Source organism: Candidatus Omnitrophota bacterium, assembly GCA_041650805.1.
GTDB lineage: Bacteria > Omnitrophota > Gorgyraeia > 2-01-FULL-45-10 > 2-01-FULL-45-10 > JBAZKM01.
On sequence record JBAZKM010000004.1, the window covers coordinates 190,379 to 203,818 of the forward strand.

At 51.9% G+C, this 13,440-nt stretch carries 7 protein-coding genes; all 7 read left to right on the top strand.

The window, feature by feature from the left end; translation table 11 throughout:
* Nucleotides 1-10: 10 nt before the first annotated feature.
* Nucleotides 11-370 (top strand): hypothetical protein, encoded by a 360-nt coding sequence (locus WC515_04320; protein MFA5146579.1) that lies wholly within the window; start codon nt 11-13, stop codon nt 368-370.
* A gap of 21 nt (nt 371-391) precedes the next feature.
* Nucleotides 392-2,146 (top strand): TolC family protein, encoded by a 1,755-nt coding sequence (locus WC515_04325; protein ID MFA5146580.1) that lies wholly within the window; start codon nt 392-394, stop codon nt 2,144-2,146.
* Between the two features lie 29 nt (nt 2,147-2,175).
* Nucleotides 2,176-3,435: an efflux RND transporter periplasmic adaptor subunit gene (locus WC515_04330; protein MFA5146581.1), complete on the top strand. Its 1,260-nt coding sequence runs from the start codon at nt 2,176-2,178 to the stop codon at nt 3,433-3,435.
* Between the two features lie 18 nt (nt 3,436-3,453).
* Nucleotides 3,454-6,633 carry an efflux RND transporter permease subunit gene (locus WC515_04335; GenBank protein MFA5146582.1) on the top strand — a complete coding sequence of 1,060 codons (3,180 nt, stop codon included), beginning with the start codon at nt 3,454-3,456 and terminating at the stop codon, nt 6,631-6,633.
* Nucleotides 6,630-9,845 (top strand): efflux RND transporter permease subunit, encoded by a 3,216-nt coding sequence (locus WC515_04340; GenBank protein MFA5146583.1) that lies wholly within the window; start codon nt 6,630-6,632, stop codon nt 9,843-9,845. The genes WC515_04335 and WC515_04340 overlap by 4 nt, the downstream gene beginning before the upstream one ends.
* Nucleotides 9,823-10,524, top strand: a complete 702-nt coding sequence (locus tag WC515_04345; GenBank protein MFA5146584.1) for a hypothetical protein — start codon at nt 9,823-9,825, stop codon at nt 10,522-10,524. Before WC515_04340 ends, WC515_04345 begins: the two co-directional genes overlap by 23 nt.
* Nucleotides 10,525-10,721: 197 nt before the next feature.
* Nucleotides 10,722-13,440 (top strand): hypothetical protein (locus WC515_04350; GenBank protein ID MFA5146585.1); only part of this gene is annotated, 2,719 nt, incomplete at its 3' end.

Sequence of the window (13,440 nt, forward strand, 5' to 3'; positions counted from 1 at the left end):
GAGGTAGCCTATGCCAGAAGAACGAGCATGCATCATATGCGGTAAGACGTTCATACCGAATAAGTACAGGCCGAATCAGGCGATCTGCTCCTCTTTGGAATGCCAGTATCAGCGCCAGCTCGAAAACATGAAAAAATGGAGGGAGAGGAACCCCAATTATTTTAAATATAAAGAAAGTCAGGACTCGTCATGGAAAGAGACATGCAAACAGCGGTCGCTCGAATGGCGCAAGCGGCACCAGGAATACCTCAAGCTATACCGGGAGGAGCACAGGGACAGGCACCGCTCTTATATGAAAGAGTACATGAGAGAGTACAGGAGAAGAAGGACGGCTCCCGGCCAGGCAGGCGGGAAGGAAGACGAGGAGTAACGGCATCGCTTTAAATACGTCATGAAGAAGAGACCCACGATCCTTTCAAGATTCTGCATAACGGCGGCGATAACTGTATGCGTAAGCTGTTGGGCGGGCAACGCATGGTCCGGCGATATTGCATCCGCCCGGGAAGGGGACCTCCGGAGCGCAACATCGGCAAAGGAAGACCTCATAAAGAAAGGAAAGGATAAATACGCATCCCGTGATTATGAGGGCGCGCTGAACGAGTGGGAGGCGGCGCTTTCGCTCGACCCGAAAGACAGGTCATTAAAAAAATATATCGGCCAGGCGCGGAAGAAGATAAAGAGGCGTCCTAAGAAAGATAAGGAACCCGTAAGCGTCGGCTCACAGGCGGAGATCCCGCACGTCCTTACCCTGGATGATTGCATAAAGATAGCCGTACAGAACCACATGCCGTTAAAGATAGCGGAGGACAGCATAAAGCTCGGCGAGATGCGGTTATGGGAGGCGCGCAGGAACATGCTGCCCACCGCCACGATAAAGTGGCAGGAGTCGTCCGGGCGCGTCAATGACCGGCGGTATATAGGGAGAAAACAGTCGATAGAGGGGCAGCAGGCGGTCTTCCACGGCGGCGAGCTCTACTTCGTAATGAAACAGGCCGAGACGAACCTGAAGATAGTGACCGAGGATTATAACAGGATAAAGAACGACCTTATACTGCAGGTCAAAAAGGGATATTATACTCTTGCCAAGGCAAAAGAGAGCTTCAAGATGCAGGATGAGCTTAAGCGGGAGGTCGAGGGCATATACGGCAGGGTAAGCAAGGGATCCGAAGCCGGCATCATATCAAAACTGGAATTTTTGAATGTGAGCTCACAGCATGCCCAGACAGGTTTCCAGTTCGCTTCGGCAGAGGGAGACCTGGCGATCGCGGACCTGATACTGAAACAGGCGATGAACGTAGACCAGTCCTATAACATGGATATAGACGCGAAGCTAGGGTTCAGGAAGGTCGAGGTCAATTCCGGGGAGGCCCTCATGGCCGCGTTTATGAACAGGCCGGAGGTCAGGGCCAACTCTCTCATGGTGGAGTATTACAACTACGAGAAAGGCATTGCCAGGGCCAAGGGGTGGCCGAAGGTGGACCTGATGGGTTCATGGGGCCTGGCCAAAGAAGAATATGCGCCTGAGGACAATCTTGCTCCCCCTGCAAATTCAACTACGTTGGACGATGACAGGAAGATGGAGCAGGAGTGGTACCTGGGGTTCAAGGCATCGATGCCTTTCTGGGGGTCGACGGCGGAGTATTCGCATACGAGAGAACAGTGGCAGCCGGTCGTAAGCGCATACCAGGGGACGGAATCCGCTACACAGGCCATCAAGGTAGGCATACTGGACAACTTCAGATACTATTCCGGGAAACAGGAAGCGTTGATGAACTTCCACAGGGCCCAGCAGGAGCTCACAAAGATAAAACAGGACGTGACGCTTGAGGTCAGGGAGAGTTGCTTCAGCTACGCCAAGGCGCTGTTACAGCTCGATACTGCGGAGAAGAAGATAGTCTACCAGGAGAAGGACCTCGAGCTGATGAGATTCAAACGGGGGCTGGACGAGGCGCAGGATTCGAATGTCATAGAGAGCCTGATAAAATTTTACCAGGAGAAGTTCGGGCACATCCAGGCGCTCGTCGATTGCCATATATCTCTGGCGGCTATAAATAAAGCCATAGGGGTGGAGAACTATTTCAAGGACGAAGAGGACCTTAGGATACAGGGGGACCTCTCCTTAAGCGATAAGGTGCGGTTAAAATAGGGGTTTTCCCCGCAACGGGTGAGGATCATATGAAAAATATAAGAGAGATATTAAAAAAAGCGTCCGCCGGGTTCAGGAAGATAAAGTTCAAATTACCGCAGGACAGGAAGAAGACCATATTCATCGCGCTCATAGCGCTTGTGGCGGTTATAGTGATAGTGAAGACAACCTCGAATATCAACAGGGCGCTCTTCAAAAAGTCGGACGCGGCCAAAAAGACCCCGGCCGTGACGTTCGAGGAGGAGGCCGCGCCCGTAAAGGTATTCAAGGCAAAAAAGATTGAATTTAAGGATACCCTGCCGTGCATGGGCAACATAAAAGGATTTAAAGAGATCGACCTGAAGTTCCAGGTCCCGGGGATCCTCGAGAGCTTCAATTTCGAGGAGGGCGAGAAGGTGCAGGAGGGGGATATCATCGCAAGCCTCGTACAGAAAGAGGCGCTCCTGAAGCTGAAGTACACGGAGATAGAGACCTCAAAGAACCAGAAGCTGTTCGATATAGGCGCCATCAACACCATGAAGCTGGAGCAATCGAAGCTGGAATATGAATCGGCAAAGAACGAGCTCGACAAGACGAATATTTACGCGGTCTCGAACGGCCTCCTGGGGTCGCGGCTGCTGGACCCGGGGAATTTTGTGACGCAGAACGATAAGATAGGCGTATTCATAAACATAGACAAGGTGCGCGCGGAATTCAGCGTCATAGAGAAAGATATGCCTAAGGTGTCGATAGGCCAGAAGGCGGAGGTCTTCGTCGACTCCCATCCGAATAAGGCCTTCTCCGGGACGGTGGACAATATAGCGCCTATAGTAGAGGGCAGGTCCAGGACCCAGAATATAAAGATCGATATAGACAATAAGGACGGGGTCCTTAAGCCCGGTATGTTCGCGCGCGCCCTCGTGGCCACTTACGAAAAGAAGGATGCCCTTGTGATACCGGCCTCGGGCCTGAAGAAGAAGGAGGCCGAATATTTCGTTTACCTGGTCCTCAAAGAGGAACCGAAGAAAGAGGCCGGGGACGATAAGTCAAAGGCGAAAGCCAAAAAATTATTCGGCCTATTTGCCCTGCCTCAAAAGAAAGAGGAACCTAAGCCCGAAGCCGCCGCGGAAAAGGGATCAGAATACGGGACCGTTGAGATACGGCCGGTGAAACTGGCGTACATGACCCAGGACCTGGTCGAGATAGGGGAAGGGTTGAAAGAGGACGACCTGATCGTGGCCGAGATACAGGAAGATTTTAAGGATAAGGCGAAAGTCGAGATCACGGAAGTGCAGGAAGGGTTATTTTAATATCTCTTACAGGGACCGATGAACCTCGCTAAATTTTCCGTAGAAAAACCCGTGACCATTACTATGATAGTCGCGGGCATCCTTATATTCGGCTTCGTCTCCCTGGAGCTCCTGCCGCAGGAGCTCTTTCCCCAGATCGTCTACCCGCAGCTGACCGTCGTCACTCCGTATGGGAACGCCGCGCCCGAAGAGATAGAGACGCTTATAACAAAACCGGTCGAAGAGGCGGTCGGGACCGTCGCAGGCGTAAAGCGCATCCACTCCATCTCAAAAGAGGGCCTCTCTCTTGTCATAGCCGAATTCGGATGGAACCAGAATATAAATTTCGCGGCGCTGGGTATGAGGGAGAAGATAGACCTGATAAAAGAGAGGCTGCCCAGGGAGGCGGAGGAGCCGATAGTCCTGCCTTATAACCCGTTCGACAGGCCCATCCTGGTACTCAGCGTTACAAGCTCTACGGACAGGTCTCCCCTGGCGCTGCGCGAGGTCGCGCGGCGCATGATAAAGGACGAGATAGAGAAGGTGGAAGGTGTGGCATCGGCAATGATCTCAGGCGGGCTGGAGCGCGAGATACAGGTGGAGGTCAACCATGATAAGCTTCTCTCGCGCAGGATTCCGATAATCGACGTCACTAAGGCGATCGCCAGCTCAAATCTGAATTATCCCGCCGGCACCATAAAAGAGAGTTTTTATGAATACCTGATAAGGACGCTGGGTGAGCTTGAGCATGTGCGGGACATCGAGGATATATCCATAGGCTCGGATACGGGCGACGAGGAGTTAAGGGCCGCCAGGTACGGGCCGGAGGACCCGAGTAAGAGGGGGGATGTCAGCAGGGACAGGCGTCTGATATACCTGAAGGATGTGGCCACCGTCACAGACGGGGTGAAAGAGAGGACAAGTTACTCGCGCTATAACGGGAAAGAGAATATCTCGATATCGATACAGAAACAGGCGCTCGGCAATACCGTCAGGACCATAAACAAGGTGAAGAAGAAGATCGAAGAGCTGAAGCCGGATATGCCGAAGGATGTGGATATCGCCGTAGTATATGATCAGTCGGAATTCATAAAGAGTTCGATAAACGGCGTATGGGACGCCGCCTGGCAGGGAGGCGTGCTTGTCTTCCTCGTCCTCTTCTATTTTTTAAGGAACGTATGGAGCGCCTTGATAGTGACCGTCACGATACCCATATCGGTGCTGGCAACATTCGCCATGATGTACTTCACGGGCGTCTCCCTGAACATGATGTCGCTGGGAGGCCTGGCGTTCGGTGTGGGCAGCCTCGTCGATTGTTCTATAGTCGTCATCGAGAACATCTTCAGGCACATGCAGATGGGAAAAGACAGGAAGGAGGCGGCTTCGGTAGGGGCCGATGAGGTCTCTATAGCTGTCGCCGGCTCCGTGCTTACAACGATAGTCGTATTCCTGCCGCTCATCTTCGTGGTCGGGATCATAGGGCAGATCTCCAAAGATTTTGCTCTCACGGTCACCTTTTCGCTCCTGGCGTCATGGGCCGCCTCGATCACTATAATACCTCTTCTTGCGTCGCGCGGGATATCGGTCGGGAAGAACGTCAAATTAGAGAACGAAGACGATATCTCCGCCATAGATAAGGCGGGCGCCGCGTCGAAGATGCGTAAGATATATGAAAACCTTCTTGAGAAGTTCCTTAAGCATAGGAGGCGCTATCTTCTTTATACGCTCATCCTATTCTTATTATCTCTGGGTCTCTTCGTATTCATGGATAAAGAATTGATGCCGAAAGTGGACCAGGGCCAGTTCATGATACGCATAAACATGCCGGGCGGGACACGGCTCGAAGTCACGAACTCCCTTTCGGAACGCATCGAAAAGGTGATCATGCCCATCCCGGAAGTGGAGAGCGTAAACGTGACCGTAGGGTCTACGAAGGAGTCGACCACCAAGCACATCACAGAGCGGCTCAGCGCGAACCAGGCGGAGATAGCCGTAAATCTGAGATCGAAACGGAAGCGCAAAAGTTCTGATATCGTCCAGGAGATCAAGGACCGGCTCGCCTCGATGAACCTCGAAGGCGCGCGCATAGAGTATGCGCTGCAGGAGAACGTCCTGATGTCCGGCGTACAGGCACAGGCGCCAGTGACCATAGAGATAAAGGGCAATAACCTTGTGACCCTGGAGAGGATAACGAGCGATGTGCAGAACGGCCTTTCGAGGATAAAGGGCCTGTACGGTATAAAGAACGACCTCTCCGACCCGTCACCCGAAACGAAGATATTCGTAAATAAGGACAAGGCCGCCGTCTACAGCCTGTCGGTCACGGATGTGGCCCAGACGGCACTCACGGGCCTCAAGGGGTATGTGGCCAGCCAATTCAAAGAGAAGGGGCAGGAATTTGACATCAGGGTGAGATTGAGGAATGCCGACAGGGATAATTTTGAGAAACTGGGGAGGATGCAGATCCAGTCGCCGCTCGGCATAAGCGTGCCGCTTTCAAGCGTAGCGACATTCGGTAAGGGTAAAGGCCCCAGCGAGATAAAGAGGTTGAACCAGGAGCGCATCGTCCAGGTATATGCGAACGTGTATAAGCGTGCCCTGAAAGATGTCTATGACGATGTGAACGCGATGTTAAAGAGGGTAGATGCGCCCAAAGATTTCACGGTCAAGCTTGCCGGAGAGACGGCCGAGATGAAAGAGTCGTTCACGAGTTTACGGAACGCTATCATCGCGGCGTTCCTGCTCGTCTATATGATAATGGCCGCCCTGTTCGAGTCGTTATGGCAGCCCTTCATAATCATGTTCACCATACCGCTGTCGTTGATCGGAGTCTCATGGAGCCTATTCATAACCCATACAAGCGTAAGCGCTTATGTCCTTATGGGGGTAGGCATACTCGGAGGTATCGTGGTCGATAACGCCATCGTCCTTATCGACTGCGTAAACCTCTTTGTCTCAAAGGGCATGCCGCCGGAGAAGGCGGTAGTCTACGCAAGCAAGGTCCGGCTCCGCCCCATACTCATGACCGCCATGACGACCATCCTGGGGCTCCTGCCGATGGCCTTCTTAGGCGGCGAGGGCGCAGAGCTTCGGGCCCCTATGGCCATAACCGTTATGGGCGGACTTTTGATAGCGACGTTCCTTACGCTGGTAGTCATCCCCACCATATACATCTATATCATCGACCTTAGCGGCAGGATCTTCAAGAGGAAGAGATGAGCCTTCCCGCCTTTTCCATCAAGAGACCGGTCACCATGCTCATGGTCTACGTCATCCTCATGCTTGTGGGCCTCCTGTCATTGACGCAGCTCCCCGTAGAGCTCTACCCCAATATAAGTTTCGGGGAGATAAGCATAATAATAGAGGTCCGGGGAGGGATACCTCCTACGGAAGTGGAGAGCCTGGTCACCAAGCCGATAGAGGAGGCCGTCGGAAGCGTCAGCCACCTGGAGGAGATGCTTTCGATATCGAAGGAAGGCGAATCAACGGTCGTGCTCAGCTTTGAGCCGGGCATAAATATGGACTTCGCCGCCCTTGAAGTGAGAGAGAAGTTCGCGAGGGTGAAGAACAAGCTGCCGAAGGAGATAGAGAAGCCTATCATAGCGCAGTTCAAAAGGTCCGACGTCCCCATAGTGATCATAGCGGTTACCAGCCTCAGGAGGTCGACCGAGGAGATACGCAAGATAGTGGACGAGGAGATAAGGGAACCGTTGAGGCGCATAAGCGGGGTGGCGGACGCCGAGGTCGCGGGCGGACGGGAGAGGAAGATCCTGGTAGAGGCCGACCAGAGGAAGATGGCCGCTTATTCTGTTTCGCTTGAGAAGCTCATCTCGATGATAAGCATGAATAATCTGAACCTGCTGTCGGGTGACATCGAGACAGACAAGGAAAAATATCTTATAAGGACCATAGGGCTCTTCAAAAGCGTCGAAGAAATAAAGAATATACCGGTCTCCGCGCTTTCCGACGGCACCGCCATAAGGCTGAAAGACGTTGCCAATGTCGTCGATTCTTACCTGGAGCCGACAGGCTATGCAAGGGTCAATATAAGGCCCGTCGTCTCCATATACATCCAGAAGGAATCGACCGCCAATACGATAAAGGTGGCCCAGACCATAGAAGAAGAGGTGAATCGCCTGAAGGAGAAGATGCCGAAAGACCTCCACATAACTATCACGAGCAACCAGGCAAATTTCATAAAAGAGGCGATAGAGAACCTTAAGGTCTCTTTGCTCCAGGGCGCAGGCCTCATAATGCTGGTCCTGACATTTTTCTTGGTAAAGCTGGAACGGAGATATATCATCCTGACGGCGGTCCTTCTTGTCAGTACGCTTTTCCTGCCCACAAAATTATTGTATCTCCTTCTGGCGGCGATGGTTATAACATCTGTCATAATAGCAAAGATACGCCCGGTATTGATAGTCAGCTCTGCGATACCAATATCTGTGATAATAACTTTTTCGCTGATGTGGGCGATGAAACTCTCCGTCAACTTCATGACGCTCTTCGGCCTGGCGCTCGGCGTAGGTATGCTCGTCGATAATTCCATAGTCGTCTTTGAGAACATATTGAGCAAAAATGAAAAGGGGTTAAAAGGCATCCCCGCAGCCATAGAGGGCACGGAAGAGGTGTGGGTAGCCATCTGGGCCGGCACGCTTACCCACATCTCCGTCTTCCTGCCTATGATCTTTGTCGGCGAAGAGATAAAACTTCTGTATGGCGGCGTAGCGTGGACGGTGACATTTTCCCTGCTGGTATCGTTATTTGTGGCCATTACGGTGGTCCCGCTCCTTACTTCCAGGGCCAAATTTTATATAAAGGATGTCCCGACGGGGTACGGGAAGAAGGATAGGGCAGGGTTCATGACGGCGATATATGCGGCCCAGAGAAAAGGCGTCGTCTATATGATACGGAAGAGATACCGTGTCCTTATGTGGGCCGCCCTGATATTCCTTGTGTCGCTCTTCCTCTTCACAAAGATGGGTATGGAATTCCTGGGTACCACGGAGCAGAATAAATTTACCATCTTCATAGAAATGCCTACCGGGACGAAATTGGATGTCACGGACAGCTTCGTGAAGAAGGTGGAGGCGATGGTCAAGGAGATACCGGAGGCGAAGATATTCTCGTCCAGGGTAGAACCATGGTCGAGCAAGATATATGTGGAACTGGTGAGCCTGACTAAAAGGAAGAGGTCGGTCAAAGAGGTCATAGAGGGCATCCGTCCCAAGGTGGAGCGGTTGAAGCCGGCCTTCATATATTTTGAAGAGGAGCAGGAGGTCGGGACAAAAGAGATAGTGCTGGAGCTCTTCGGTTACGACTATAACACATTGAGAGAGATAGCGATATCGATGGCGACGCGATTGGGGGCGCTAAAGGGGTTCACCGATACAAAGATAAGGATGCGCGAGGGGCGTCCCGAGCTCGGGCTTAGAGTGGACAGGAAGAAGGCCGGCCTTATGGACATGAGCGTACTGAACGTGGCGGATATGGTCCATGCGCAGATGAGAGGGCTCAGGGCCACGCTCTTCCATACGGAGTCGAGCGAAGTCGAGACGATAGCCCGCCTGGACGAAAAATACAGGAAGACGTTCAAAGACCTGCACAAACTGGTATTGATGAACCAGGACGATGACCGCATATATCTGGAGCAGATAGTCGATTTTAAATACGACCTCGGCCCGAGCGAGATATGGCGGAAGAACAAGACGAGGATGATACAGGTAAGCTCCAATATCGGTAAATTCCCTCTCAGCAAGGCCATCACGATCACAAAGACGGCCCTTTCGGACCTTAAATTACCGGAAGGGTATTACTACAGGTTCGGGGGGAATTACCCGACGATGATGGCGACCCAGAAACAGTTCCGGGCCATAATATGGCTTGTCATCATATTGATATACCTTGTGCTCGCCGCCCTATTCGAGTCTTATTACCAGCCTTTCATAATAATGGTCTCCGTCCCGCTGGCAATGGTAGGGGTCGTTATAGCGTTATATGCGACCGGGAAGGCGGTCGGGATGGGTGTTTTTGTGGGGCTCATGATGCTGGGGGGCATAGTGGTCAATAACGCCATCCTTCTTATCGACCACACAAACCAGCTGGAGAAGAAGAATATACATTATCTCAGGGCATTGCTTATGGCATCGAGGGACAGGTTGCGGCCCATATTGATGACCACCATAACTACGCTTTTGGGGCTCCTGCCGATGGCCGTAAGCACGCATGAGGGCTCTAACCTGTGGAGCCCGCTTGCTATAACCGTCATGGGCGGTCTTACCAGCTCAGCCATACTCACACTGCTTATAGTGCCAGGGGTATATGTGATCTTTGAAGATATAAGCGTAAAAATATCAGAATTCTTAGGGAAAAGGAGAGGACCCGTTAAAACTGCTGCCGCGGAAGAGGATGCCGCGCAGGAAAACGGTTAAATATCGAAAAGAGGAGCTCATCATGAAGGTATCCGCTATCTTTTTTGTGACGGTTTCTGTGTTGTCGGCCGCCGTGTATGGGATCTCGGAAGAGCCGGCCGGGCAGGGTAAGGATGAAGCGGCGCAAACCGCCGTTACCGCACCGTCAGCCAACGGAGAAACCCCAAAAACGCCTGTCCCGGGATCTGAAGGCGGCAAGACCGTAAACGTTCCTGATATGGTTGTGCCGAAGGTGCCGATCCCGAGAGTCATCATTGAATATCCCGATGAGGTTACGGGCAAATACCCGAGCGAGATGAGCCCCTCAGAAAGGGTTGATTACGATAAGAGGATCAAGGCGGTAGCGCGGCCGATGGAAGGCATGGGCGCTTCCGGAAGAGAGAAAGCAACGAATAAAGATAAAGCAAATACGACAGTTGCAGTACCGACAGAGGTTAAAACTGATGAGGTAGAATTTGTATCGGTGGACGAAAATGATCCCGAAAACAGGAAGGTCGTAGTTAAGAAAGGCGACGGAACGATCATCTCCCTGGATGCCCCCAAACACATAGTGTTGACAAAGACAGTGGAACTATCAGCTCTCGGAAAAGGCGAAAAGATGAAGATAACATATATGGTTACAGGGGATAAAAACAGGCTGATTTCCGCATCCAACCGTATATTGCCCAGACAGAGGTAGATAAAAAGTCGCTCTCCTAACAAGTCACCCCGACGGGCAGATCAGAGAGAAAACTTCGTTTTAAGCTATAAAAAAGTTAGAAATTCCCTATTGACTCTTATATTATATATGATAATATTGTAGTGTGGCGAAAGGGAAGTTCATTTTTTTTGACCTATAAATTTAATGTTTAAAAAAGTATTTTAAAAGGTAATAAAATGATAGAATACTACAGCCCCCACAAGAAGATCTGGCTGAAACTGATCGCCGGCACGCTGATCGTGACCTTCGTATGGTACGACATAGCGTGGGCCGGCGATCTCTTTTATTACCCCAGGCCGATCCCGGTGGCGACTGCAGCGCCTGCCGTAACCGGCGGGAAGATGGCCCCGACTTCTGCCGTGCCGGATGAAAAGGTCGCCTCCGGCAAGGAGAAAGAGCGCGAAGTAACAAATTACGATCTATTATATTATGATAAGCGCAAGTCAGCCGCCGAAAAACTCTTACCCACATACCAGGAAAAAGAACAATCCCAAAAATTCGCCCCCGGCTATATCCAGGAACAGCAGCAAAAGCACGAAGATATAATAAAACAGAAGCAGGATGGCGAGGATCTCCTGTGGCAATTACGGGATGACCTTAAGAAGAAACTTCAGGTAGAGAAAGAGGAGGACCTGGAGCTTCAGAAGAAACAGGGTGGAAGCGGCGGCAGGGGCGGCGAGGGCGGAGAGGGCGATGATGCGGATTACAGCCTGACCGACCCGGATGTGCTTGATACCCCGCATAATCTTAATAATTACAATTATGAGGGGCAGAGGAACCTTAACAGCGTGGATAAGTATGACGTGACGAGGATGGATATCGAAAAGTGGATGAACGGGGCGGAACGGCGTACGGATGAGATGGGTGTCGATTACTGGATAGGGTGGTCAGACCAGGGCGATGCCGGTGACGGCAGGAAGATACAGGAGGTCATATATTTCGGCGAGGGTGAGGGCCGGAAGATAGACCACCTTTTGACAGGTTATGTCCTTAACGAGGCGACGCAGGAATATGAGGCGAAATACAGGATCGATTATATCTATTCCGGCGACGACGTCGCAGAGGTGCGCAGATATGACATATCGGGAGACGGGGATGTTCTGGTGGAGGTGGCCACATACGAGGGGAGCGGCGAAGACAACAGGATATCGAAGATAGAGTATTTCGGCACGGACGGTGACCTGGCAGGGACGCGTCTTTATGAATACGGCGACGGCGGAGAATTACAGAAGACGGAAGAACACAGGATGATAAACGGCACCGACATCCTGACGAGCGAGACGCATTTTACGGGTGAAGCGAAGAAAGAGGTCGCCGATCATACGACCACATATGCCTCGGACGGCACAGGGTTGACCACCACCGTCTATTATTACGCAGACGGAGACAGAGCGGCAGATGCCGGATACAGGGAGGCAAAGACAAAGAGCGTCACTTATTGGGGTAATATTGATACTAACGGTGACGGCTCGGTCAGCGCGGAAGAAGAGGCCGCAGCGGACAAGAAATCGGAGTTATTCTTCTGCGGTTCAGCCGACAGGATCGCAGGCGAGGAGGTAGCGGATTACGAAGTGACTTATAATAAACTGGGCTTTACCACTGCGACCACCGTCTATCTGTATCTTGACGGCAAGAGGGCCAAAGACGCCAATTACAGGGAAACGCTTACAAGCATCGTTTCGTATTACGGCGATGCCGTAAATGCGGACGGTTCGATAAAAGACGGCGCGATCAAGAAGTCCCAGACGTTCTTTGACCATAAGTACAGATTGAAGGGCGAAGAGGTCCAGGATTATGCAGTCACCTTTTTGACGGATGGGGCCACGGTAAAAGACACTACGGTCTATTTTTACGAAGGCGGCAAGAGGGCGGAGGATTCCTCGAACACTGATCGCCTTGAGCGCGCAACGACGTACTGGGGCCCGATAGATTCCAACGGCGATAAGACAATAAGCGCGGGAGAGATATCCGCCGCGCATAAGAAATCGGAAACGTTCTACAGGTTCCTGCCGGGCTCATCCAGGGGAGAGGAGCTGGCCGACTTCACATATAGCTATTACCGGGACGGCTCCACGGTGAAAGAGACGACCGTATACTATTACGGCGGTAATAAGCGGGCTGACACGGCAAACCCCTATGAAGACGGGATGCAGAGAAGCGATACATACTGGGGTGACGCTATCTTTGCGGTCGATCTTATCGATGCGGGGGGTAATTACGATATTGCCAGGGTGGAAGAATTAATAAAGATAAAATTCGGTATCGACCTTGCCTCGGCAGGATCGGGCACCGAAGCGCTGGAAGCATTCCTCGATTATATCTCCGGAGGGGATGCCGGGATCAAAGAAGCCCTCAGGGCGATCCTTGCCATGGACCCTGCCGACATAGCCAATAAAGAGAAGCTCGTTTCCGCGCTTTTGACCATTGCGGGAGGGAACGTCGACCTACTGCAGATCCTCATGTCGATAGATATGGATTCGGTCACTTCGAAAGAGGACCTGGTAGAAAAGATACTGGTGGCGGCGGGCCTTGACCAGACATCGGCCGCCGTAATATCGATCATCTTGTCCGTAAAGATCACCGATGGTATGACGAAAGAAGATTATGTCAGGGCCTTATTGGATAAGATATCCCCGGAGACGATGACCTCCAAGGTCACCTCTCTCCTCGGAAAACTCTCGAAGAAGATATCGGATTACGCCTCGGCGGACGAACTTAAGGCAGAACTACTGGCACTCGCCGCAGGTGACGAGGAGCTACTCGCCCTCATAAACAGCGTCACAGTTACGGCAGGCATGACGGCCGAAGAGTTCATATCGGCACTCTTCGACAAGATATCCCCGGAGACACTGACCTCCAAGGTCACCTCTCTCCTCGGAAAACTCTCGAAGAAGA

What these genes read in the sequence shown, in the direction of transcription:
- WC515_04320 (MFA5146579.1), top strand. Translation starts at nt 11, where the DNA reads ATGCCAGAAGAACGAGCATGCATCATATGCGGTAAGACGTTCATACCG.
- WC515_04340 (MFA5146583.1), top strand. Translation starts at nt 6,630, where the DNA reads ATGAGCCTTCCCGCCTTTTCCATCAAGAGACCGGTCACCATGCTCATG.
- WC515_04335 (MFA5146582.1), top strand. Translation starts at nt 3,454, where the DNA reads ATGAACCTCGCTAAATTTTCCGTAGAAAAACCCGTGACCATTACTATG.
- WC515_04345 (MFA5146584.1), top strand. Translation starts at nt 9,823, where the DNA reads ATGCCGCGCAGGAAAACGGTTAAATATCGAAAAGAGGAGCTCATCATG.
- WC515_04325 (MFA5146580.1), top strand. Translation starts at nt 392, where the DNA reads ATGAAGAAGAGACCCACGATCCTTTCAAGATTCTGCATAACGGCGGCG.
- WC515_04330 (MFA5146581.1), top strand. Translation starts at nt 2,176, where the DNA reads ATGAAAAATATAAGAGAGATATTAAAAAAAGCGTCCGCCGGGTTCAGG.